Annotated in this window: 16 protein-coding genes; 13 read left to right on the forward strand and 3 right to left on the reverse strand. The window is 55.8% G+C overall.

The window, feature by feature from the left end:
• The first annotated feature begins 80 nt into the window (after positions 1 to 80).
• The gene (locus ACP7IZ_RS01065) at positions 81 to 893 is read left to right on the forward strand and encodes an exodeoxyribonuclease III (protein ID WP_426847509.1); all 813 of its coding nucleotides are present in this window, start codon (positions 81 to 83) and stop codon (positions 891 to 893) included.
• A 54-nt stretch (positions 894 to 947) separates the two neighbouring features.
• On the opposite strand, the gene ACP7IZ_RS01070 is transcribed toward ACP7IZ_RS01065, so the two are convergent.
• Both ACP7IZ_RS01070 and ACP7IZ_RS01075 read right to left on the reverse strand, forming a co-directional pair.
• On the reverse strand, positions 948 to 5,177 hold the full coding sequence (locus tag ACP7IZ_RS01070) for a translocation/assembly module TamB domain-containing protein (protein ID WP_426847510.1): 4,230 nt from the start codon (positions 5,175 to 5,177) through the stop codon (positions 948 to 950).
• Positions 5,177 to 7,105: an autotransporter assembly complex protein TamA gene (locus ACP7IZ_RS01075; RefSeq protein ID WP_426847511.1), complete on the reverse strand. Its 1,929-nt coding sequence runs from the start codon at positions 7,103 to 7,105 to the stop codon at positions 5,177 to 5,179. Before ACP7IZ_RS01075 ends, ACP7IZ_RS01070 begins: the two co-directional genes overlap by 1 nt.
• Before the next feature lie 254 nt (positions 7,106 to 7,359).
• On the opposite strand from ACP7IZ_RS01075, the gene ACP7IZ_RS01080 reads away from it, so the two are divergent.
• The 8 genes from ACP7IZ_RS01080 to ACP7IZ_RS01115 all read left to right on the forward strand — a co-directional run bounded on the left by ACP7IZ_RS01080 (position 7,360) and on the right by ACP7IZ_RS01115 (position 18,611).
• On the forward strand, positions 7,360 to 8,451 hold the full coding sequence (locus ACP7IZ_RS01080; protein ID WP_426847512.1) for a lysophospholipid acyltransferase family protein: 1,092 nt from the start codon (positions 7,360 to 7,362) through the stop codon (positions 8,449 to 8,451).
• Positions 8,452 to 8,622: 171 nt separating this feature from the next.
• Positions 8,623 to 10,041, forward strand: a complete 1,419-nt coding sequence (miaB, locus tag ACP7IZ_RS01085; RefSeq protein ID WP_426847513.1) for a tRNA (N6-isopentenyl adenosine(37)-C2)-methylthiotransferase MiaB — start codon at positions 8,623 to 8,625, stop codon at positions 10,039 to 10,041.
• The gene (locus ACP7IZ_RS01090; RefSeq protein WP_426847514.1) at positions 10,026 to 11,123 is read left to right on the forward strand and encodes a PhoH family protein; all 1,098 of its coding nucleotides are present in this window, start codon (positions 10,026 to 10,028) and stop codon (positions 11,121 to 11,123) included. The genes miaB and ACP7IZ_RS01090 overlap by 16 nt, the downstream gene beginning before the upstream one ends.
• Before the next feature lie 16 nt (positions 11,124 to 11,139).
• Positions 11,140 to 11,646: an rRNA maturation RNase YbeY gene (ybeY, locus tag ACP7IZ_RS01095; protein ID WP_426847649.1), complete on the forward strand. Its 507-nt coding sequence runs from the start codon at positions 11,140 to 11,142 to the stop codon at positions 11,644 to 11,646.
• Positions 11,643 to 12,587, forward strand: a complete 945-nt coding sequence (locus tag ACP7IZ_RS01100) for a hemolysin family protein (RefSeq protein ID WP_426847515.1) — start codon at positions 11,643 to 11,645, stop codon at positions 12,585 to 12,587. The genes ybeY and ACP7IZ_RS01100 overlap by 4 nt, the downstream gene beginning before the upstream one ends.
• A 71-nt stretch (positions 12,588 to 12,658) precedes the next feature.
• Positions 12,659 to 13,279 carry a thioredoxin domain-containing protein gene (locus tag ACP7IZ_RS01105; RefSeq protein ID WP_426847516.1) on the forward strand — a complete coding sequence of 207 codons (621 nt, stop codon included), beginning with the start codon at positions 12,659 to 12,661 and terminating at the stop codon, positions 13,277 to 13,279.
• Between the two features lie 39 nt (positions 13,280 to 13,318).
• On the forward strand, positions 13,319 to 17,866 hold the full coding sequence (locus ACP7IZ_RS01110; protein WP_426847517.1) for an AAA family ATPase: 4,548 nt from the start codon (positions 13,319 to 13,321) through the stop codon (positions 17,864 to 17,866).
• Positions 17,853 to 18,611, forward strand: coding sequence for a hypothetical protein (locus tag ACP7IZ_RS01115; protein ID WP_426847519.1), 759 nt, complete (start codon positions 17,853 to 17,855; stop codon positions 18,609 to 18,611). The genes ACP7IZ_RS01110 and ACP7IZ_RS01115 overlap by 14 nt, the downstream gene beginning before the upstream one ends.
• Before the next feature lie 85 nt (positions 18,612 to 18,696).
• On the opposite strand, the gene ACP7IZ_RS01120 is transcribed toward ACP7IZ_RS01115, so the two are convergent.
• Positions 18,697 to 20,214 carry an acetyl-CoA hydrolase/transferase family protein gene (locus ACP7IZ_RS01120; RefSeq protein WP_426847520.1) on the reverse strand — a complete coding sequence of 506 codons (1,518 nt, stop codon included), beginning with the start codon at positions 20,212 to 20,214 and terminating at the stop codon, positions 18,697 to 18,699.
• 306 nt (positions 20,215 to 20,520) lie between these two features.
• On the opposite strand from ACP7IZ_RS01120, the gene ACP7IZ_RS01125 reads away from it, so the two are divergent.
• From ACP7IZ_RS01125 to gltA, 4 genes are all read left to right on the forward strand, one after another.
• On the forward strand, positions 20,521 to 21,252 hold the full coding sequence (locus tag ACP7IZ_RS01125; protein WP_063353922.1) for a metallophosphoesterase: 732 nt from the start codon (positions 20,521 to 20,523) through the stop codon (positions 21,250 to 21,252).
• Between the two features lie 66 nt (positions 21,253 to 21,318).
• On the forward strand, positions 21,319 to 21,648 hold the full coding sequence (locus ACP7IZ_RS01130; protein WP_426847521.1) for a chorismate mutase: 330 nt from the start codon (positions 21,319 to 21,321) through the stop codon (positions 21,646 to 21,648).
• Between the two features lie 9 nt (positions 21,649 to 21,657).
• A complete protein-coding gene (locus tag ACP7IZ_RS01135; protein ID WP_426847522.1) occupies positions 21,658 to 22,182 on the forward strand; it encodes a SixA phosphatase family protein in 525 nt (174 codons plus the stop codon).
• 152 nt (positions 22,183 to 22,334) lie between these two features.
• A complete protein-coding gene (gene gltA, locus ACP7IZ_RS01140; protein WP_426847523.1) occupies positions 22,335 to 23,645 on the forward strand; it encodes a citrate synthase in 1,311 nt (436 codons plus the stop codon).
• Positions 23,646 to 23,651: the final 6 nt, after the last annotated feature.

A 23,651-nucleotide genomic window follows, 5' to 3' on the forward strand; every position in this document is an offset into this window, starting at 1 on the left:
GAAATTACAAGGGAACAGCCGGGTTCCATCTGCCCCAGTTATGCGCCTGTTTTTGCTTGCCCTGCAAACGGCAATCCGTCATGCCACGGCACATGCGATTAGTAACATGGAACATCAATTCCCTCCGCCTGCGCCTGCCTCTGCTTGAAAAGCTGGTGCGGCACCTCGCCCCTGATGTTGTGTGCCTACAGGAAACCAAGGTGCCAGACCCTCTGTTTCCCGAAGACGGCGTGAAGGCTCTGGGTTTTGAGCACCTGCATTACCGGGGCATGAAAGGCTATAACGGCGTTGCCATTCTTTCTCGCCACCCGTTAAAGCCTGTCACGCAAACCCCGATATGGTACGGCAAGGAAGATTGCCGCCACGTGGCCGCAACCGTATGCGCGCCAGAAGGCGAAGTGGAATTGCACGACTTTTACATTCCCGCAGGTGGGGATGAGCCAGACCCAGAAACCAACCCAAAATTCGCCCACAAACTGGCTTTTGTAGAAGAAGTGACGGAGTGGTTTCAGTCCCGCCCCCTCAACCGCACGGTATTGGTGGGAGACTTCAACATTGCGCCGCTTGAGCATGATGTATGGAGCCACAAGCAGCTTCTTAAAATTGTCAGCCACACCCCGCCGGAAACAGAACGCCTTAACCGCTGGCTACAAACCGGCTTTGTGGATGCCATGCGCCACTTTGTGCCGCCGGAAGAAAAACTTTATACGTGGTGGTCTTACCGCAACCGGGACTGGAAAAAATCTAACCGCGGCCGCCGTTTGGACCACGTATGGATGACGCCTGACCTCCTACCCAACCTGCATGGCATGACGGTTGTGCGTGAAGCGCGAGATTGGGAAGGCCCTTCCGACCATGTGCCTGTTGTGGTGGATTTCAGCCTTTCGGACTAAAGCCTGATTTGAGGCGCTTGTAAGAAAAAGCGCCTCAAATATGCGCCTGAATGCTTAGTAACGATACTGCCACAGCAGCCCAACACTACTGCCCGGATCGTTTTCCGGGGTGGTAAAGCCTGTAACGGTGCCGCCTGTGCCCACGGTTGTGTTCAGCTTGAGATGTTTTGTCAGGTCAACCTGCACCTGTGCCTGTGTGCCAGAGCCAGAAGTGGCCTGCTTGGCGCCTACGTAAACGCCTTTCATCACGTATTTACCGGCCTCAACACTGGTGCCACCATTCCCCACGCCAGAACCGCCGCCAATAGCCAAACGGTCCAGATGCAAGGTTTTGCGAATAGTGCCCATTGGGTCAAACGGCGTAAGCCCTGTAAGGGTGGCAAGTGCCGTGCCCAATTCCACCATCTGTGTGGAGGAAAGAGAGTGTGCATCCGTGCCAAACAGCAGCATGGCCAATACCTGATCCTGCGGCAGCGGCGGCATGGATTCAAACGTAATCTTGGGCGCGCTGGCATACCCGCCCACCTTCAGCATAGCCGTTTGGCCCTGCACGGCACGGTCGGCCTCAAAATCCAACGTGGGGTCCATTTTATGGCCAACGCCAGAGCCATTAAAAGCCACCCGCCCCTTGGTGAAGTTGAGTGAAATACCGGCCAGATCAAAGTTACCGCGCTTGAGATCAAACCCTCCGCTAACCTGCGGAGCCTGTGTTGTGCCGCCAACTTTCAACTTGCCAGCCATTTCTGCGTCTAAGCCATGCCCACGCACAAAGAACTTGCCCGGAGATGTCACGTTCAGGTTCAGCCCGATCACCGCGGCCTTGGTGCTTTCTACTTTGGCGGCTTCCGCCTGCTTTTGCTCATCACCGGGGCGCACAACATCAAGCCGCGCTACGGATGAGGGCAAGGAATTGGGAATGTTAATTTCCACACGCCGCAAATCCACCGTGCCATCAACATCCATGCGGGTTTGCACCTGCCCTTTTACGGCAATATCCGCGTTCATCACCGCTGTTAGCAGATCACTGGAAATGGGCCGGGCATCATGGGCCTGCAAACGAATATCCAGCGGCATGCCGGGGGAGCCAATGCCCACAAAGCCGGTTACGCCCAAATTGCCATCACCAGCCTTGGCCGTAAGGTTCTGAATAACGATCTTGTCGTTCTCGCCCACCACACGGCCATTGATATTGGCCAAATGGAAGCCTTGGGCAAAATCCTGCACATCGGCATCGCGCAGATCCACCGTGCCTGTTACACGGGGGGAGGACACGGTGCCCGCAACCAGCAGCGCCATTTGGGCTTGCCCCATGGCCTGCCGCGCCTGCGCACCCAGAATGCCGTTGGCAATGCTTAAATCCAGATTGCCATTTACGCGCAGGTTCATTGGCCCGGTTTTGTTCAGCGGGGCCGTGCCAGCCACATTCATGTTCAGCTTGGGCCCCGCACCTGCCGCCACCTGCACCTTGGCAGAACTACCAGCTAGATTGGCTGCGGCATCTAGATGCAATGGCGGAATGGAAGCCGCGGCAGAACTGCCAGCCATACGCAAATCACGTCCGGTAAGCTTAACCTGCCCTTGTGGTGCATTTAACGTGCCCGCCACCTTGGCCTGAACGGAAACCGTGCCAGATGCCTTGAAATCTGGCGCAAACGGATGCGCCAGCGCAGGCGTAAGATTACGAATATCCGCCGTAACGGCCAAAGAAGGCTTGATCTTGCCCGCAACATCAATGGTGGCGGGTTGGCTGCCTGCCGTTACCAACGTGGCCCGCAGCCGCTCAACCCCCATAGTCTCCCCAAACGAGACCAAGGCAGGCGCTAAAAGGCGCAATGTTTCCTGCTTGGCCGTGGCATTCAGGCGCTGCACTTTTACTTGCTTGGCTGGCAGGTTCAGCATAGCTGCGGTATCCAGCATCAAGGGGCTTCCAGACCAGCTTGCTGGCCCCACCTGAGCGGTTAACGCCATAGCATTATCCGGCCCTTTGGCACTCAATCGCGCCTGCCCGGTTACGCCAGAAGCAGAAAGCCCCCCCAGTTTAAGCGTAAGATCAGCATTGGGGTGAGCCGCCGGATCTTTTACCGTGCCAGCTAAAGCCAGAGAGCCAATTTTTACGCTGGGCATAGCCACGTTGCCATCCAGCTTAAGGGCAACCTGAGGTTTATCCGCCACCTGCGTGGTTTTAACAGAAGCTGCCAGCGCGCCAGAGATAGCCTGCCCAATAAGCGGACGAAAATCTGCCAAGCGCCCCACCTTCAGATCCAGCGTGCCCAGAGGCACCACCTCACCTGTAGGAAGAGAAAGCTGCCCCTGCCCGGCCACGCTGTTCCATGACAGTTTGCGAATATCAACCTGCCTGTCACCCTGCGCGCTTTGCGCCAAAGCCACATCCAGCACCAATGGGGCGCGGTTAAGCGTGCCATTTGCCTGCACCGTGCCTTCTGGCGCAGTTGGCAAGTGCTGCACATTGGCATCCAGCGCTATGGGGCCGCGTGGCATGGTGGCGGTACCGGGGTCTCCCTTCGCATGCAGGGTGGCTGTAAAATCCTGCATCGGGCCTTTGGCCTGCAAGGCCAGCGTGAGCGCCCCACGCAGGGAGGGTAACGCCCGCGCCAGATCTGTCAGCCCCAGATCAAACGCCAGATCCATATCGCGGCCCGTGTTGACCTGCCCGCCTCCTTTAAGATTAAGGGCGCGGCCATCCACACTAAAGTTTTGCAGGTCAATCTGTTTAGCCGCTGGTAGCTTATCCTGCGCAGGCAAGGGCCGCATGGTGGCTGTAAGGGCAAACTTGCCGTCCGGCCCGATCAGCCCGGCTGCCTGAGGCTGCCCCCCTGTAATAGCCAGCGTGCCATCTGCTGTAAGGTGCGTATCTCCCTCCGGCTTTGCGGGAAGGTCAAACTGTGCGTTCATGCCCGCATTACCGCGCAAAGGCGTGCCAGCCATTTCACCAAACGGCAGCAAATCGGGCAGCTTTAACGCCACCGTGCCACGCTGTGGCGCAGCAGACTGCACATTGCCAGAGAGATTCAGCAAAGGATGAGAGAGCGTAAAAGCCAGCGGCTTGCCGGGCTTTTGTGGCTCTAACTGCGCATCAAGCTGCAACGGCGCAGATGCCAGCAATGTTGGCGCTTTGCCCGGCAGGCGCACACCATCTGCTGTGGCCACCACATGCAACAGATTGGCCATATCGGCACTGCCATTTTCGCCCGAGAACTGAACTTTCAGCGTGCCCACACCCGCGCCGGATGCGGCAAGCTGATCAACCTGCACCTGCGCTGTGCCCAGCGGTGCTGCCATTTTGCCATGCAACTGCGCCCCTAAATGGATGCCCCCCCACGCCAGATCGGGCGAGAGAGACATAGCGGGGGCATCTACTCCGGCATTCAGGTTACCAAGCTTTTCAGCCAGCAAATCCAGCACGCCATCTGCATGGGCTTTTATATTCCCAGCAGAAGCAGCAAAGCCAAGCACAGCGGCCGAAGGCGGACCATTGATATCCAGCTTAAGCGCCAGCGGCACCAGTTGCGACATTTTAAGGCGCGTAGCGGCAAAGCCATCTGTGCCCTCGCTGGCATCCAGATGCAGGCCCAGCTTACCTTTGCTGGTGGTGGTTGCCAGATCAATCTGCCCGGCGGCATCCAGCCTTTTCAGATGCAGCGCAATATCCGCACCCGGCAAAGAAGGCAGGCTTAACCCGTTGATAACCGGATCAATATTGGATAACTGACCGCGCCCAGCCAAGGAAAAACTGGCCGGAGAACCCGCAAGCGCAGCCCCCACGTTAATACGCCCCACTGCAAGTTTGCGGATATCCACCCCCAGGTGGAGCGCAGAAGGCGAACTTTTGGAAGGCGTGGCTGGCTTGGCCGGATCAGACACAGGCAGGCGCGGAATATCCAGCTCATCTGCCGTAACGGCGTAAATACGCGCTGTGCGCCCAATTATTGCCAGAGGTGACCAGTTAAGCGCCACGTTATGCAGCGTAAGCCAAGCACCCTGCTTATCATGAATTTCCAGCGTATCCAGCCGGAAGTTATCGGGGAAGCGCCCAGACATGCCCGAAAGCCCGATCATCCCGCCCGTAAGGGAGGATGTCTGGTGCATAAGCATTTTGCGGCCCGGCCCGGTATTGGCTCCCACCAGCAAAACAGCTACGGCAAGGCCCGTTATGCCAAGTAGAGAGCCACCGGTTATAAGGGCAACACGCCCTACACGCCGCCACAGTGGGCGTGCAGGTTTATCTGGTGTGCGTGGCAAAATGGGTTCTGGCATATCGGCCATTAGAATGTCTCCCCAAGGCCGATATACAGATCCCACTTATCACCACGTGGGGCGCGGTTAAGAGGTACGGCAACATCCAGCCGGATGGGGCCAATAGGCGTATAATAACGCACACCCCCACCAGCACCCACGCGCAGCTTGCCCGTAAAGGGCAAACTGCTGCTACCAACCTGACCGGCATCTATAAAACCAGCCATGCCTACATTGCCGATAATTCTTTGGCGGAATTCTGCACTTCCCGCATCTAGCGAGGTTCCGCCAATAGCATAGCGCGTATTTTTATACTGCGGCCCCACACCCTGCCAGCGGAAGCCTCTTACAGTAGAACTACCCCCTGCATACAGGCGTTGATCTGGCGGAATATCCCACGTGCTGGCGCCCTGAATACTGCCAACCATGCCACGAAACGCCAGAACACTATTGCCGGGCTTGCTGATGCCCAGATGGTGCAGATCAAAGTATGTAGAAGCCGTGCCGTTCAGGATGGCAAAAAACGAGGTGCCACTGCCCTTATTCCCCAAGGAAACGGATGGCGTAATGCTCATGCTGGCGCGTACGCCGTGTGTTGCGGGCTCGATGGGGTTTCCAACGCCTGTGTTGTCAAACATGACGGAAAGCGGCGCAGAAATAATGGTGTAATCCCGCGTGACATCAAACTGCTCGATCTTTTCCTGCTCTGCCATCAACCCAAAGCTACCGTTCCAGTTTTTAGCCAACGGGCGTGTAATGCCGCCACGGATCAAAAACGCCGTCTGCCGGTAAGACCAGAACAACTGCCGCAGCCCTTCAATACGCGCGCTTAGATTCTGATTGCGTTCCAGAAAATCGGGCTTGAAGAAATCTGCATACACATCATACCCCAAGCCTTGCTGGGCCGAGCCACCAAGCCCGGTAATAAGCGCTGTCAGCCGCAAACGCTCTGCATTGCCCAGCAGGTTATAATGTGTCCATGATCCACCAGCACGCGCACCCAAATCTGTGGAATATCCGCCCTCTGCCCCCACGGAATGGCGCTTGGCTTCCTTAAAGCTGAAGTCCAGCGGCATGGTGCCATCTACTGCATAGGTGGAGGCATCCTGCACTGTTACGTTCGAAAACACCCCAACGGAGGCCAGGTCCTGCCGTGCGTTTTCAATTTTAGAAGGCTGATAAAGCTGGCCTTCCTGCACTGTCATACGGCGGCGCACGAATTTTTCGTGCACCTGTTTCAGGCCGGTTGTGTCTATCTTGCCAATATTCAGCACCGGGCCCGGCGTTACCGGGTAGGTAATATTCAGTGTGTGCGTAGTGGGCTCCAGAAAAGCCTTAGGCTTTTCCACTGTTGCCAGTGCGTGCCCATCTTCCCGCAGGGCATCCATCAGGTTGCTGCCGCCATCCAGCACGCTTTTGGCAACGGCTGGCTGGCCCGATGCAAGGCCAAAGGCTTTTTTCTGGGCATCTGTTAAAACAGGTGGCTTGCCGGTTTTATCATCCACCAGCGTAACGGTACCCAGATGAAACAGTGGGCCTTTATCTACCTTCACCTCAGCCTGAATTTTTTCACCCGTCGGCACGGATTCGATCCATTGAGAAAGGGCGGGAGACATCCCATCCATCTTCACGGAATCCTTGCCGCCATTCCGGCTGAGGGTGATATGCACTGTGCCAGCGTAATAACCACAGCTTTCTAGCGCCGTGCGTAGGCGGTCATATTCATTCCGCACACGCCCGGCCAACGCAAATGGCCCCACCGCATGTGTGGACTGGAGAGACTGCAGATCGGATGAACTTTTAATAGCCGTATCCAAATCCGCCTCTCCGGTAGGCACCAGTTTGGTGGTGTACGGCTGTGGATCTGCCGCCCAAGACCAAGACAGGCAGGATGATGCCCCCCACAGGGCGGCGCCAGCCAAAACACGATTCGCGGTGAGAGCAAGCCTGTTCAGCATGTTATTCTTGCGTGTCCTCACCAATAATCTGCCTGCCACCTATTTGCGGAAGTTCTGCTTACAAACCCTTTTATGCACATACCATGACAAAAATACGGTGCCGAAGCCGAAAACAGCTTCTGTTGCGCATAAATTGGGAGATGGATTGTCCCGCCGGCTAAAATCGCGGTAAGAGAGCGCATGCTTTTTCATTCCATCTGCGCCGCTGCCGGGCGCGTTTGTCCGACAGAGCTGTGTCTGGCAGAAATGAAACGATGACACCACGCCCGTCTGATCAAACCCATCCCCCTTATGCTTCCCCCAAAAAGAAGCCCGATGGCCTTTCCCCCTTACCTGCATGGGTGGAAGCTTATTTCCGCCGCACGGCAGATTTAAGGGCAGCCCTGCGCCTTGGTGCGCTGGTTGTGTGGGTGCCGCTATCTGTTGGTTTTGAAGCGTGCCTGCTGCTTGTGCCCGGCACGCCAAAAATCCGCTGGACGCGGGTTATCTGGGGCGTGCTGTGCCGTATTATCGGGTTGCAGATCCATGTTGTGGGGCAACGTGTGGGCACAGTGGGTGGCCTAAAAGCCCGCCAGCGGGGGGAACGCCCCGTTATCTATATTTGCAACCACATGTCTTGGTTGGATGTGCCTGTGCTGGGCACCATCCTTCCCTCCGTATTTGTGGCCAAGGGCGATATTGAAAAATGGCCCATCATGGGGTTGGTCTCACAAATCGGGCGCACCATTTTTGTCAGCCGCCAGCGCAGCACCACAGGCCGTGAGCGTGATGAAATGATCCGCCGCATGGTGGAGGGGGATAATCTGGTATTGTTCCCTGAAGGCACATCATCCGATGGCTCCCGCGTGTTGCCGTTTATGTCCGCCTTTTTTGCCATCGCAAAATTGCCACGCCTGAAGGAAGGCATGGATAAAAGCCTGCTGCCCATAACGTTTGAACCAGGCATGACACCCCTTATCCAGCCCGTATCCCTTGTATATGACCGGCTGGAAGACCTGCCCATTTCCCGCCTCCGCCGCCCCGTGTTTTCATGGTACGGGGATATGGACCTTGGCCCCCATGTATGGGCCTTGCTGAAATGGAAGCGTTCCCGCGCAACCGTGTTGCTGCACGAACCGCTGGACCCAGATATGTTCCCCAGCCGCAAGGCTTTGGCACAGGCAGCATGGAAAGCCGTATCCATGGGGGCGGCAGAACTGCGCCAGAACCGTAAACCTACGGTTATCAAAGGCCGGTTTAACCCAGCCACTCTGCCTGCCAATTTTCTGCCGCCTTCTGTCAAGAAAGCCAAAAGGATACTTGACAGAACCGCCTGCTTTTTTGCTTCAATACGTATAAGACTTTAGGCAGCAAACTAGGTGGCTGTTGCAAGCCACCAAACCCATAAGGAACATTCGGTCTGTTAACCGCCAGAATACTTTTTGGCCGTTCTTACCTTTCCACTATTCTCGCCTTGGTGAGAAAAGAGGCTTGACCTGCACGCGCTCTGGCCCGATTTCCTCCACCTGCCGCATGGAATGGGCCTGCGGCATAGCGGAGCGCCTGCCATCATGACCGGAACCCCAGCCAACACATCCCCTGCTCGTGGCCTGCACGTTATTACGTGGGGTTGCCAGATGAATGTGTATGATAGTGCACGTATGGGGGATGTTCTGCGGCCACTTGGCTATCAGCCTGTTGCCACGCCAGATGCAGCGGACATGATTATCCTGAACACCTGCCACATTCGAGATAGAGCGGCAGAAAAAGTGTTTTCAGAACTCGGTCGCCTGCGCAAGATCAAGGAAGCGCGGGAAACCGCCGGGCAGCAGACCATTATTGCCGTAGCCGGATGCGTAGCGCAGGCAGAGGGGCAGGAAATTCTGGCCCGCGCGCCGTATGTAGATATTGTTCTGGGCCCGCAAACCTATCACCGCCTACCAGAAATGGTGGCCCGTGCGGCCCGTGCCGGTGGCGCGGTTATTGAAACGGATTTTCCCGCAGAGCAGAAATTCGATTTTCTGCCAGAAGCCGAAGCCCCGCAGACCGCAGGCAATTACACGGCTTTCCTTACCATTCAGGAAGGATGCGATAAATTCTGCTCCTTCTGTGTGGTGCCTTACACACGCGGGGCAGAAAGCAGCCGCTCCGTGCTTTCCGTGCTGGCAGAAGCGCGCCGTATGGTGGAAAGCGGCGTGAAGGATATCTGCCTGCTAGGGCAGAACGTAAATGCCTATCATGGTGAAGGCCCGGATGGCTCTACATGGGGCTTGCCGCAACTGGCATATGAACTGGCCAAGCTGCCCGGCCTTTCCCGCATCCGTTACATGACATCCCACCCGCGAGACATGGATGATGCGCTGATAGCCGCCCACCGTGATCTGCCGGAGTTGATGCCATTCCTGCATCTGCCGGTTCAGGCTGGGTCTGACCGTATTCTGCGTGCCATGAACCGTGGCCACACGGCAGATGAGTATCGGGATATCGTGCGCCGCCTGCGTGAAGCACGGCCCGATCTGGCTCTTTCATCCGATTTCATTGTGGGCCATCCCGGTGAAACGGATGAGGATTTTGAAGCCACCATGCAGCTTGTGCGTGATGTTGGCTTTGCGCTGGCTTATTCCTTCAAATACTCCCCACGCCCCGGCACCCCTGCCGCAGGCGCTGGCATGCAGGTGCCAGAGGATGTGAAGGATGCCCGCTTGCAAGCTTTGCAGGCCCTGCTGCGTGAACAGCAGGATGCCTTTAATGCAACACTTGTGGGCAAAACCATTCCTGTTCTGTTTACCTCAGAAGGACGGAAACCGGGCCAGATAGCCGGACGTTCTCCGTGGTTGCAGCCTGTGCATGTTTCTGGGCCCAAGCATCTGATTGGCAAGGAACTGCCCGTGCGTATTGTTGAACGCCTGACCAACTCCCTGTCCGGCGTTTTAGAAGAGGAGTGTGTGTCCGCTTGAGTAGCACGCGTATTTCCGCCTCACCCCGCATGGCAGCAGAAATGCCCCATGCCTCTGCTACCCTACAGTTTGAAGATAACACCCTTCTGGCGCGCCTTGTGGGAGACCACGATAAACACCTGCGCTGCTTGGAAGAAGGTTTGGAAGTGGAGGTTGCCCGGCGTGGCAACCGCATTTCCATTCAAGGTGTGCCCGAACAAACAGCCCGCACGCGTGCGGTGCTTGGCGTGCTGTACCAAAAACTGGCAGCAGGCGAAAACGTGGATATCAGCAGCATAGAGGCCGCCATACGCATGTCCCGCCCGCCCCAAAATACCACCAGCATTCTCCCCAACGCGCCACAGACCGCCCCGGAATTGGAAGGGGATCTGCCCCTTATCCGTATGCGGCATGGCAATATTGAACCCCGCTCCCCCGGTCAGGCCGCATATATGAAAGCGCTGGCCAAAAAGGAACTGGTGTTTGGCATTGGCCCAGCAGGCACGGGCAAAACCTATCTGGCCGTGGCGCAGGCGGTGGCCATGTTGCAGGCTGGTTCCATTGATCGGATCATTCTTTCCCGCCCGGCTGTGGAAGCTGGTGAGCGGCTGGGTTTTCTGCCCGGAGATATGAAAGACAAAATCGACCCCTACCTGCGCCCGCTGTATGATGCCCTTTACGATATGCTGCCAGGGGATCAGGTCGTGCGCCGTATGGCTTCGGGGGATATTGAGGTGGCTCCGCTGGCCTTTATGCGCGGGCGTACGCTTTCACATGCCTTTGTTATTCTGGACGAAGCCCAGAACACCACCATCGCACAGATGAAGATGTTTCTTACACGCCTTGGCCCCGGCTCTCGCATGGTGGTTACGGGCGATCTTACGCAGATTGATCTGCCAGCAGGCACCACCTCCGGCCTACGTGATGCCGTGGAAACGCTTGAAAACGTAAAAGGAATTACTATTTCCCGCTTTGATTCAACAGATGTGGTGCGGCATAAGCTAGTCGCCCGCATTATTGAAGCCTATGATGCAAAGGCGACGGCTGTAAGGGACCCCTCCCATAGCAAGGGCCGTCAGGAGAAAAATGGAACCGCCAAGTAGCCCCGCCCATATCCCTATGCAGGATATGGATGCCCCAGAAAAAAGCCTGCCTTTTCAGGCTGTTTTTTCCGATGAGCAGAACGAAGGCCCTGAAATCCTTATCCGGGATAGGCGCTGGCGCTCTTATGTGCATAACCCGGAACAGTTGGTATGGCGCGCCTTGGCCGCTTGCTCAGAATACGGCGGCCTGCCCGATACTGTTGTTTTGGCAACAGATCGGGAGGTGCGAGAACTGAATGGCCGCCACCGTGGCAAACACCGCCCGACCAATGTGCTAACATTTGAACCTCCGCCCGGCATTAACGGCGGAGACATTATTCTGGCGCTGGAAACCGTGGTGCGTGAAGCCCGCAAAGCTGGCAAACCTGTTGCAGACCATCTTGCGCATTTGGTCATCCACGGCAGCCTTCATCTGGCTGGGTATGACCACCACCATCCTGGTGAAGCGCGCGAAATGGAGATGCTGGAATCCCGCCTGCTTTCGCGGCTCAGGGTTCCCAACCCTTGGAAACCCCGATCATGAGCGAACACGATTCCTCTTCAGACAAGCAGGAAGCCAATAGTCGCGGCCTGTTTTCCTTTTTCCACCGCAAAAAACATCAAACAGACCTGCGCAGCTCCATTGCCGCGCTTGTGCAGCAGGCTGCGGATGAACCAGAAGACTCTGCAACGGGTGAAAAACCGGAGCTAGACAGGCAAGAACGCGCACTTATTGCCAACGTGCTGCGCCTGCGCAACATTTCCGCCGATGATGTGATGGTACCGCGCGCCGATATTGTAGCCATGCCGGTTTCCATCAGTCTGGACGAAGCATTGGCCATGATGCGGCGGGAAAACCATTCCCGCATGCCAGTTTATCGGGATCAGTTGGATGATATTGTAGGCATGATCCATGTGAAGGATCTGATTGCCTATGTTGGCACCAGCGAGGCCTTTAATCTGGAAGTACTTTTGCGCCAACCGCTGATGATTGCCCCCCAAATTCCGGTGCTGGATCTGCTGTTACAGATGCGCCAGCGCCAGACCCACATGGCGCTTGTGATTGATGAATACGGCGGCATTGATGGTTTGGTAACCATTGAAGATCTGATTGAAACCATTGTGGGTGACATTTCGGATGAGCATGATGAACCTGCCATTGTCATGATCACCCCACGGCCTGATGGGTCTTTCGATATAGATGCACGCTGCCCGATTGAAGAGTTTGAAAAAACCATCGGCCCCATTCTGACCGAGAGTGAAAGAGAAGCCGAAATTGAAACCATTGGCGGGCTTGTGTTCCGCATGGCAGGGCATGTCCCTACCCGTGGTGAAGTGCTGACGCATGAAAATGGCTATCTCTTTCGCGTGCTAGATGCAGATGCCCGGCACATCCGCCGCGTGCGCGTGCGCAAGCTGGCCGAACAGTCTGCAACACCTGCTCAGGCCGAAGCATCTGCTACTACGGATAAATCTGTGGGTTGACGGCGGAGCAAATCTGCCGTCATGCCTTTAACCGCTTATGATTTGCACCCATTAAGGGAGACCGGATTTCCATGTCTTTCACCCGCCGTTCCATTTTAGCTGCCGGAAGTCTGGCCGTTGCCTCCACTGCCCTGCGCGGTATCTCTGTAGCGGCAGATGCCACAGATACACGCTTCACCCCGCGTGAACTGGGCAACCCGAACGCCAAAATTGTTGTAGAAGAATGGTTCTCCCTTACCTGCATTCATTGTGCGCATTTTGCAGAAAACACCTTTCCGCAGGTGCAGAAAGAACTGATTGATACCGGGAAAATCCGCTACGTTTTTCATGATTTCCCCACAGATCAGCTTGCAACAGTTGCCGCCATGGTAGCCCGCACCCTGCCACCAGAACGGTATGAGCCTTTCTGCTCCTCCCTGCTTTCCAGTCTGGACCGCTGGGCCTACACCAAGGAAGGCAACCCGAAGGATGAGCTCAAGAAAATGGCCGCCTTTGCCGGTATGCCGGGCGATACGTTTGAAAAAGCCATTGCTGATCAACAACTCATGCAGTTCATTTTAAACCAGCAGACCGAAGCGCAGGACAAATTCCATTTTGATTCCACCCCCACCTTCCGCTTCAACAATAAAGAGCAGGTGTCCAGCGCGCTAACTTACGATGACTTTACCAAATATTTGGCAAAAGCCAGCTAAGCTTACGCATGTTCTCCTAAGCCCGCGCCCCTTACCTGCATGACAGTTCGTTTTGTTCGTCTGCGCATTGTCGGATTCAAAAGCTTTGCGGATCCGGTAACGGTAGAAATCCTGCCCGGGCTGACAGGTATTGTCGGCCCCAATGGGTGTGGCAAATCCAATGTGGTGGAAGCCCTGCGCTGGGTTATGGGCGAATCTTCTGCCCGTTCCCTCCGTGGGGGGGAAATGGATGATCTTATTTTTGCAGGCACCACAGGCCGCCCTGCCCGATCTTTAGCCGAAGTAACTGTTACGCTGGAAGGCACCAAGGGTTTTGGCCCTGCCGCCTTTGCAGATATGGACGAACTGCAAATTACCCGCCGGGCAGAACGCGGGTCTGGCAGTGATTACCGCATAAATGGTCGCCCCGTACGTGCGCGAGATGTGCAAACCCTGTTTGCCGATCTGGCATCTGGCGCACGTTCTTCCGCCATGGTGAGCCAAGGCCGCGTAGCCATGCTGGTGGGCGCTCGGCCAGAAGAACGCCGCACCATTTTGGAAGAAGCCGCAGGCATTACCGGCCTGCACGCCCGCAGGCATGAAGCAGAACTCAAGCTACGCGCCACAGAATCCAACCTGACACGCGCAGAAGACCGCCGCCAGCAACTCTCAGACAGGCTGGATGGGCTGGCCGAACAATCGCGCGATGCCAGCCGCTACCGAGAACTTTCTGCTGCGTTGCGAGAAGCCGAAACAGAACTTCTGGCCGTATTGCATGCACGTGCCCGGTTGGCTGTAGAACGCGCGATTGATAACGCCGCCCGCGCCCGTAAAGCCCTAACCGAACATGAAGAAGCCGCAGAAAGCGCGGTGGTTGCCGAGTTTGAAGCCAATAAGGTTTTGCCCGGAGCCAGAGAAAAAGCCGATGCCGCCCGCACCGCGCTGGAACGGTGCCGTGTGCTGGCCGAAGGCGTTGCGCGGGAAGAAGAACGCGCCGCCACACAGGCTAATGATGCAGCAGAACGCCTAAAACAGCATGAAGCAGACGCAGACGCAGCCAAAACCCGGCTGGATGATGCCACTGCAACACTTGAACGCCTGCAAGCTGAAAAAGTAGAAACAGAAGCCAACATTATCTCACTCCCTGCCCGCACGGCAGAGGCAGAGGCAAAGCAACAGGCTCTTACAAAAGAACTGGCAGAAACAGAGCAGAAGCTCACCCAGTTAACCGCAGATCTGAACACCGCACGCGCCGCCCATGAACGCGCAGCAGAAAATCTAACAGCCGCACAAAATCACCATGCCCGTATTGCGGCTGCATACACCGCATTACAGGCAGAATTGGCATCCCTAGAGCAGCAACTGCCGGATTCTGAGGCCATTCAAGCTACACAAAAAGCTGTCGAAGAAGCCCAAACCACTTTCCAGACCGCCAAAACCACATTGGATGCGGCGGAGCGCACGCGGTCTGAATGCAATGTGGCGCTTTCCGTTGCGCGCAATAATGCACAGGCAGCAGAACAAGCACTTACCGAACTGCGCCGCACTCTGGAACAAGCGCGCTCTCGGCTGGATTCTCTCAAGGCTGATCTCGCCCAAGCGGAAAAACGTCATGCCGATACGCTGGCCGCTTTGGTTGAAGAAAGCATCCGAACCCAGCTTAAGCAGGAAACCGAAGCGGCCTCTCAAGCCGTGCAAGCTGCCCGTGAAGCGCTGGAAAAAGCTGAAACAGAACGGCTAACCACCAATACAACCCTAACTGATGCCAGCCGCGCCGCGCAGGAAGCTGAAGCCCAGCGCCGCAATGCAGAAAACACCCTGCGGGCTGCCGAATCCTCTTTCAAACGCGCAACGCAGGAAGCCCAAACCCTTACGCAAGCGCTGGAAAAAGCACAGGCAGACGCCCCGCCTGAAGATGCGCTCAAGCAAGCGCGGGAACAACGCGCCACACAAGAACAGGCCCTGCAAACAGTTGTGCAGGCGCTTGAAACAACAGAGCACAACCTGCAACACCATCGGCAGGAACAAACGCAAACTCAGCAACAGCTTACCACCCTGCAAGCCGAACTCACCCGCCTGCGTGCGCAAGCTGAAGGCTTGGCCGAAGCACTGGGGAATGAGAAAGAAGCCTCGGCTGAGCCCATATCTGCTCAGATCACCGTTCCCGAGGAATACGAAGTTGCGCTGGCTGTAGCGCTTACAGATGGGTTGGACGCCCCCGCAGCAGACAATGCCCCGCGCGGCTGGCATTTGCTAAAAGATGCTACTGCCGCACCTTTGCCCGGCAAAGCTGTTGCGCTTAAATCCGTTATTACGGCCCCGCCAGAACTGAACAGAGTGCTGGCATATACTGGCGTTGTGCCCGATGGCACAGATGGCGCCAGCTTGCAGGCACAACTTTTGCCAGGGCAATGCTTGGTCTCTCGCGCCGGAGATTTATGGCGGTGGGATGGTTTTTACACCCGCGCGGGTGAACCCGATTCCTCTGCCCGCAGGCTGGCCCAACGCCGTATTCTGCGCGAAACCTCGGCCCGCATTGCGGAAATGGAACAGCATGTTCCGCAAACTGAGCAAAAAGCTGTAGCCGCCCGCACCAATGTGCAGGCCGGGGAAAAGCTGGCGCAGGAGCAGCGCATAGAACGCAGCAAGCTAGAACAAAACCTGCAAAAAGCCCGTACGCAGGAATCTGAGCTGGAACGCCAGCACACATCGTTCCGGGCACGGTTAGATGCGCTGCGTCCACAGCAGGAACGCGCGCTTGCCGCCAAAACAGAAGCCGAATCTGCCTTGGCAACGGCCACAGCAGCACAACAGGATCTGCCTCCAGCTCAAAGCTTTCAACAAGCCCTCGCCACCGCGCGGGAACAGCATGCAGCCGCACAAAAAGCGGAGCAGGACTGCCGCACAGCCCTTAAACTGGCAGAACAAACCTTCCAACGGGCGCAGCAAAAGCAGACCCAAACAGAAAACCAGCACACAGCCGCCACAACGCGGCTGGAAACACTTGCGCCAGAACGCCAGCGCCTACGCCAGAATCTGGAAGCCGAAGAAGCCAACGTTCTTGAACTTGAGCAGCGGTTAACATCTGCCCAAACAGAAAACGCCACAGCAGCGGCCCTGAAAGACGCACAAAACAATCTGGAACAGGCGCAACAGGCCTTTCAAACAGCCACATCCACCTTTGCCCAAGCCGAAAAAACTGCTCAAGACACCATCCAACAGCAGCAAAAAATGCAGGAGCAGGCCCTTACGCTGCGCAGCCGAATTGCCGCCCTAACCCCTCGGCTAGAAGAATTGCAGCAAGAACAGCAGGACTCCCAAGATAAACTTACAGCCGCCACACAAACAGAAGCCCAAACAGCCGCAGACCTGCCACAGGATGCCGAGGAAACACTCGCCCAGTTGCACACGCAACGCGCGGCTCTTACCAGCCAGCTAGAAGCAACGCGTGAACTGCGCGCCACTCTTCAGGCCGAAGCTTCAACGCTGGAAACACGCCTGACATCTCTTGTGGCCGCCGCAGAAGAATGGGGCCAACGCGCCACCACAGCGCGCACAGAAGCTGAAAACGCAGCCCAACGCGTAAAAACAGCACGTAATGAGCACACCAAGGTTTCAGAACTTCCGGCTGAAGCACAACGCCAGAAACAGCAAACCCTTTCAGCACTGGAAGAAGCCGAAGAAGCCTATGCACAGGCTGATAAAATACGCGCTGAAGCCGAATCCGCATTAAACGCCGCCAATGAACAACGCCGCCGCACAGAAGCTGAGCTAAACACTGCGCGTGAAAACCTGCTGAAAGCCGATGCTAAAAGTGAGCAGGCACAGGCCATTCTGGATCAACTTTTGGCCGATACCCCTGCCCCGCCGCGTCAACCCACGGGAGATCTGACAGAAGCGGCTGAAAGCTCCCTACGCCGCAAAATCTCTCGTCTCACGCGTGAACGCGAGGATATGGGGCCAGTTAACCTGCGTGCAGAAATTGAAGCCGAAGAGGCATCTACCCAAGCGCGCACGCTGGCAGATGAGATTGCAGATCTAGAAGCTGCCATTAGCCGCTTGCGTGGTTCCATCGGCACACTAAATAAAGAAGGGCGTGAACGGCTGATGGCCGTGTTTACGCAGGTGGATCACCACTTCCAGTCTTTGTTCACCCGCATGTTTGGCGGTGGGCGTGCGCATTTGGGGCTGGTGGGTAGTGATGATCCGCTGGAAGCAGGGCTGGAAATTTACGCCCAGCCACCAGGTAAAAAGCTTGCTACACTTTCCCTTCTCTCTGGGGGTGAACAAGCTTTAACCGCATTGTCATTGATTTTCGCGGTTTTCCGCTGTAACCCTGCACCTGTATGCGTTCTTGACGAAGTGGACGCACCGCTGGATGATGCCAATGTAGGCCGCTTTAGCGCCCTACTTGGTGATATGGTAACCGAAGCGGGAACCCGTTTTCTGGTGGTAACCCACCATCAGTTAACTATGGCCCATATGGATCACCTGTTTGGTGTCACCATGCAGGAGCGAGGCGTAAGCCGCGTGCTTTCAGTTGATCTGGCACGGGCTGCTTCCATGGCTGGCCAGAATGATAAGGAAGAACCGAATGTCGCATCCTGAAAAGGCGGCTGACATCTCTGCGCAACAGAGCAGCAAGTCTTCTCGTGGCTGCTTTAAAAAGATCGCTCTGGCCGTTGGGCTGTGCGTGGCCGTGGGCACAACACTGGTTGTGCAACACTCCAAGGCCTATGGCATTATGGCGCGCATCCATCATGGGCTGATTGTTTGCACACCGGGCACAGGGCTTGTAACCACCCCGGTTTCCACCTCCTCACCTCATGATGGCGTGCCCTCCATGCTACGGCTGGAACTTGCCAATGGGCCGGATGGCCGGATTATGGTGGAACCCGGCTCTAACGAGCTAGAAGGCGTGCTGGCCTCTGCCCACCACTCCAACACGCTGCTGATGCTGGATATCAACAGCGCCAGTGCCGATAATGTGGTAAAGCTGGTACGCAAAACCCGGATGCGGGATAGGGTTATTCTGGTACCTGCAGACCATAAGGACACAGAAACCGTTCTGCATGCCGATTCCAAAATTATGGTAGCCATTCCCGTGCATTCCGAGCACGATGCCTATGCAGCCCATAAACTGGCAGGCCACCATCCTTATGCCGCCTATCTTTCACCCTCTGCCGCACCGCATTTGTTTGCCCTGACACACCGCGATGCCGAAGCCATTATTACGGATAATCCGGACACACCCAAAAGCTCCACCAGTGAGTTTCTGGCTGAACGCCCTGTGGATATCATGATTACTCAACAGCCCACACAAATAGCTGATACAACCACCAATAAAAGCTAAGCATAAAAAAGGCTTCTTCCCACCTCTGTTAAAGATGCAGGAAGAAGCCAGAAAAAAGAGGTAGAAAACCTACCCCTTCTTCTTTTTATGCAGGCATCATGGTGCCTGTTTCAATAAACCGCTGATGCCAGGAAAGAGCTTCCGTCAGCAAGTGTGGTGTATGCTTGCCAAAGGAGTTCTTGAGCGCACGGTCAAAGTAATCCTGCAACATGGGCCGGTAATCTGGGTGTGCGCACTTGGAAATAATTTCACGCGCACGCTGCACGGGTGAAAGCCCACGCAAATCTGCCAGACCCTGCTCGGTTACAAATATCTGCGCATCCTGCATGATGTGGTCCACATGCGCAGCCATAGGCACAATGGCAGAAATCTTGCCACCTTTGGCCGTGGAGGGAGACAGGAAGATGGATAGATAGGAACTGCGGGCAAAATCCCCCGAACCCCCAATACCATTCATCATCTTGGAACCCATCACGCGGGTAGAATTTACGTTGCCGTAAATATCTGCCTCAATCATGCCGTTCATGGCAATACAGCCCAAACGGCGGATAATGCCGGGGCTGTTGCTCACATCCTGCTGGCGCAGAATGATCTTGTTCCGGAAGAAATCCATACGGTTATTGATTTCTTCCGCCGCTTCCGGGCTGAGTGAGAAAGATGTGGCAGAAGCAATACGCATACGGCCTGAATCCAGCATGGCCAACATGCCATCCTGAATGACCTCACTATACCCGACCAAATTTTCAAACGGGCCTTCCTTCAGCCCTTCCAGCACGGCATTGGCCACATTGCCCACGCCAGACTGAAGCGGCAGAAGTGATGGCGGCAGCCGGTTCTGTTTGACTTCATGCCCAAAGAAATCAAGCAGGTAGCCTGCAATGGCCTTGGCTGTTTCATCCGGCGCAGCAAATGGGGCGTTTCTGTCCCTATCATTCGTGCGCACAATGGCAGCAATTTTGTCTGGGTTTACACGTAAAACCGTACCACCCACGCGCTGGTCTGCCCGTACAATCGGCACAATATCACGCGTTGGCGCACCGCTTACGTTGCCATCCCAGATATCATGAATGCCTTCCAGCGCCGGATTCTGCCATTCATTCACTTCAATAATGACTTTGTCAGCCAGATTGAGGAATGTCTGGGAGTTGCCGACAGAAGATGTAGGCACAATACCGCCATCTTCCGTAATGGCTGTAGCTTCCACCAGAGCAATGTTGAACTTGCCGTAATTGCCCTGAATGGCGCGGCCAGCTACCTGCCCCAGATGGTTATCAAAATATTCTGTCTCGCCCGAATTAATACGGTTGCGCATGGTGGCATCCGTATTGAACGGTGAGCGGAAATAAACCCCGTTGGCCTTTGCCAGTTCACCATCCAACTGTGGGCCGGTAGAGGCACCCGTAATCAGGCTGATCTGGTATTTCTCACCCCGATCATGCGCAGCCTCCATTCGGCGGGCCAGCGCCTTGGGTACTTCCTTGGGGTAGCCTGCACCAGTAAAACCACTGGTGCCCACCACATCACCGTGTTTAATCAACTCGGATGCGGTTTCTGCCGGACATACTTTACTGCGCAGCGCGACGTTCCGAATGCGCTCTGTCATGAGAGGGCTTCCTGTTCTTTTTCAAGCTGTTCCGAATTCCCGAAAGCACAGACCACCAAGAAGGCGCGGCTGCAACTGTTTGAAGCCGTTCCAGCACATTCTTCTACCTGTGGCATGTTATCCTTCCGTTTCAGGCTGTTTTTCAAAAACCCGATTGCCCGTATAACGTAAGCGCAAACAGATCGTGCTGGCGCGTCACATACTTGTGCACGATCTGGGGGCAAATGAAAAAAAACTTGCTGTTCCAGTTCCTGTTTGATCTCGAAAAGCCTACATGGAAGTAAGGAAATAACGGATTAAAACACCATGCTTGAACTGCTTCCCCCTGACGGAAACGTGAAAGATGCAATGCGAAACGGACTCCGCATTGTGGGGGACGTGCATGGAGATCTGGACGCTTTCCGCCATGCCGTTGCCACAGACCGCTTTGTGATTCAGCTAGGTGATCTCGTAGATTACGGGCCAGACAGCGCAGGCGTATTGCGGCTGATGTTGCAGGTCATGCACGAAAAACGGGGGCTGTTTTTAATTGGCAACCATGATCGCAAACTTGGCCGCGCCCTTATGGGCAAGCGTTTGCGCTCTACCCCTCATTTAGAAGAAACGCTGGCACAGCTTTACCAGCCAGAAAACACCGATGTGCTGCATGCCCTTTTGCCCGTGCTGGAAAACGCCCCGGCATGGTTGGTTATGGGCCAGACCGTTTTTGTACACGGCGCATTTGACCCACGTATGCTGATGGAACCACCGCCACCGCCGTTGGGCCGCGTTACCTATCTGCTTTCTCGCGCATTGTTTGGAGAAACAACAAATCGCATGCAGCCAGATGGATACCCCGAACGCACGCTAAATTGGGTAAACACCATTCCCGCAGGGTACACCATTTATTGCGGGCATGATCAGCGCTCCACCAATGGCTGCCCGCTGGCCATTCCGGGCCGTTCTGGCGGGCAGGCCATTTTTGTAGATACGGGTGCAGGCAAAGGGGGACATCTGGCATGGCTAGACCTGCCCCCACCTTTTGTGGAAAAAGCCTGAGCAGACTTTACCAACCACAGCGCATTTTACAGGCGCTGGTGCATATTCTGACAGAACCGGAACAGCATGACCGTGACAGACGACCAGTCCATCTCCCCCACTCAGGCCCTTCAGGACCTGCGCTGCAGCATAGACAACATCGATTCCGCCTTGGTTTCCATGCTGGCGGAACGCTTCCGTTGCACCAAGGCTGTGGGGGCACTTAAAGCACGCTACAACATGCCGCCAGCAGACCCAGCGCGTGAGGCCCAGCAGATTGCCCGCCTGCGCAAACTGGCAGAGGATGCGCATCTGGACCCGGATTTTGCTGAAAAGTTCCTGAACTTCATTATCCATGAAGTTATCCGGCACCATGAGGCCATCGCACGGCAAACAGCCGAATCCCCCAAGGCATAAGGCCTACGCATGCGCCGCCTTGTTCTGCTTCGCCATGCTGAAGCAGCTTCCGCCCCGTTAGGAGATTTCAGCCCTGAAGCTGATATGAACCGTCCCCTTACACCTGCGGGGCAAGAGGCGGCACGGCGCTGCGGGCATTGGCTGGCAGCGCACAGCATTGTTCCTGATAGTATTATATGCAGCCCGGCCTTACGCACACGGCAGACGTTGGCAGGGGCAGTCATGGCTCTTCCGCCCACTCTCCCTCCGCCGGATTATTGTGCGGATATTTACGAAGCCACGCCCGAGGCTTTGTTGGCACAAATTCAGCAGGTGCCTGATGCAGCCCTTACCGTGCTGATGGTTGGGCATAATCCAGGTATTTCCTTATTGGCCCACCACTTAGATATGCAGGCCAGTGAACTGGACCAGGGATTCGCCCCGGGGGCTGTTGCCATTTTTGAAATGTACGGAAGCAACACATTGCCGGATATGACACGCTGGCAAATGTGCGATGGCCAAAGCATGCATTTGCACACATTCGCGCGACCCTAATCCCAAAAAACTGTGGTTTTCCAAGCATACTCCGTTCCGATAACGCTTCGTTTATCGCCGGCAATCTTCCGGTTTCCTTTTGAATAGGTGACAAAGTGGAACGAGCAGGCCGCAGCAGCGACCGTGGCCCAAACATGCAAAAGGAAACACTAATGAGCGCGTCGCAGAAAGAAGGTAAGCTATCTACCGCTACCATTTCGGTTGGTGGGAAGTCCGCCGAAATGCCTGTACTTTCAGGCACTCTGGGACCGGATGTTGTCGACATCCGCAAACTTCCGGCGCAACTGGGCGTTTTCACGTTTGACCCCGGTTACGGGGAAACAGCCGCCTGCAACAGCAAAATCACCTTTATTGATGGCGACAAGGGTGTTCTGCTGCACCGTGGTTACCCCATTGCCCAGCTAGCGGAAAATGCTTCCTATGAGGAAGTTATCTATCTGCTTCTGAATGGTGAACTGCCGAATAAGGCACAGTACGATACCTTCACCAACACCCTTACAAACCACACCCTGCTGCACGAGCAGATCCGCAACTTCTTTAACGGCTTCCGGCGTGATGCCCACCCCATGGCCATTCTGTGCGGCACGGTTGGGGCTTTGTCTGCCTTCTACCCAGATGCCAACGATATTGCCATTCCCGCCAACCGGGATCTGGCCGCCATGCGCCTGATTGCCAAAATCCCAACCATTGCAGCATGGGCATACAAATACACGCAGGGTGAAGCCTTCATCTATCCGCGGAATGATCTGAACTACGCAGAAAACTTCCTGTCCATGATGTTCGCGCGCATGTCCGAACCCTACAAGGTTAACCCTGTTCTGGCCCGCGCCATGAACCGGATTCTGATCCTGCATGCCGATCATGAGCAGAATGCTTCTACCTCTACCGTGCGTCTGGCGGGTTCTACAGGTGCCAATCCGTTTGCCTGTATTGCTGCGGGCATTGCCGCCCTGTGGGGGCCTGCACATGGTGGCGCTAACGAAGCCGTGCTGAAAATGCTGGCTCGCATTGGCAAAAAAGAAAACATCCCTGCCTTTATTGCGCAGGTGAAGGACAAGAACAGCGGCGTGAAGCTGATGGGCTTTGGCCACCGCGTTTACAAAAACTTCGACCCACGTGCGAAGATCATGCAGCAGACCTGCCACGAAGTGCTGACAGAACTGGGCATTAAGGACGATCCGCTGCTTGATCTGGCTGTTGAGCTGGAAAAAATTGCCCTGAGCGATGATTACTTCGTGCAGCGCAAGCTCTACCCGAATGTGGATTTCTATTCCGGCATCATTCTCAAGGCCATGGGCATTCCCACCAGCATGTTCACCGTGCTGTTTGCCGTAGCCCGCACCACCGGCTGGGTCAGCCAGTGGAAGGAAATGATTGAAGAACCGGGCCAGCGCATCAGCCGCCCCCGCCAGCTTTATATTGGCGCACCACAGCGCGACTATGTGCCTCTTGCCAAACGGTAAGAGAGG

It is taken from the genome of Acetobacter sp. AAB5, assembly GCF_050106715.1.
Classification (GTDB): domain Bacteria; phylum Pseudomonadota; class Alphaproteobacteria; order Acetobacterales; family Acetobacteraceae; genus Acetobacter; species Acetobacter oryzifermentans.

What these genes read in the sequence shown, in the direction of transcription:
- ACP7IZ_RS01065 (WP_426847509.1), top strand. Translation starts at nt 81, where the DNA reads ATGCCACGGCACATGCGATTAGTAACATGGAACATCAATTCCCTCCGC.
- ACP7IZ_RS01070 (WP_426847510.1), bottom strand. Translation starts at nt 5,177, where the DNA reads ATGGCCGATATGCCAGAACCCATTTTGCCACGCACACCAGATAAACCT.
- ACP7IZ_RS01075 (WP_426847511.1), bottom strand. Translation starts at nt 7,105, where the DNA reads ATGCTGAACAGGCTTGCTCTCACCGCGAATCGTGTTTTGGCTGGCGCC.
- ACP7IZ_RS01080 (WP_426847512.1), top strand. Translation starts at nt 7,360, where the DNA reads ATGACACCACGCCCGTCTGATCAAACCCATCCCCCTTATGCTTCCCCC.
- miaB (WP_426847513.1), top strand. Translation starts at nt 8,623, where the DNA reads ATGGGCCTGCGGCATAGCGGAGCGCCTGCCATCATGACCGGAACCCCA.
- ybeY (WP_426847649.1), top strand. Translation starts at nt 11,140, where the DNA reads ATGCAGGATATGGATGCCCCAGAAAAAAGCCTGCCTTTTCAGGCTGTT.
- ACP7IZ_RS01100 (WP_426847515.1), top strand. Translation starts at nt 11,643, where the DNA reads ATGAGCGAACACGATTCCTCTTCAGACAAGCAGGAAGCCAATAGTCGC.
- ACP7IZ_RS01105 (WP_426847516.1), top strand. Translation starts at nt 12,659, where the DNA reads ATGTCTTTCACCCGCCGTTCCATTTTAGCTGCCGGAAGTCTGGCCGTT.
- ACP7IZ_RS01110 (WP_426847517.1), top strand. Translation starts at nt 13,319, where the DNA reads ATGACAGTTCGTTTTGTTCGTCTGCGCATTGTCGGATTCAAAAGCTTT.
- ACP7IZ_RS01115 (WP_426847519.1), top strand. Translation starts at nt 17,853, where the DNA reads ATGTCGCATCCTGAAAAGGCGGCTGACATCTCTGCGCAACAGAGCAGC.
- ACP7IZ_RS01120 (WP_426847520.1), bottom strand. Translation starts at nt 20,214, where the DNA reads ATGACAGAGCGCATTCGGAACGTCGCGCTGCGCAGTAAAGTATGTCCG.
- ACP7IZ_RS01125 (WP_063353922.1), top strand. Translation starts at nt 20,521, where the DNA reads ATGCTTGAACTGCTTCCCCCTGACGGAAACGTGAAAGATGCAATGCGA.
- ACP7IZ_RS01130 (WP_426847521.1), top strand. Translation starts at nt 21,319, where the DNA reads ATGACCGTGACAGACGACCAGTCCATCTCCCCCACTCAGGCCCTTCAG.
- ACP7IZ_RS01135 (WP_426847522.1), top strand. Translation starts at nt 21,658, where the DNA reads ATGCGCCGCCTTGTTCTGCTTCGCCATGCTGAAGCAGCTTCCGCCCCG.
- gltA (WP_426847523.1), top strand. Translation starts at nt 22,335, where the DNA reads ATGAGCGCGTCGCAGAAAGAAGGTAAGCTATCTACCGCTACCATTTCG.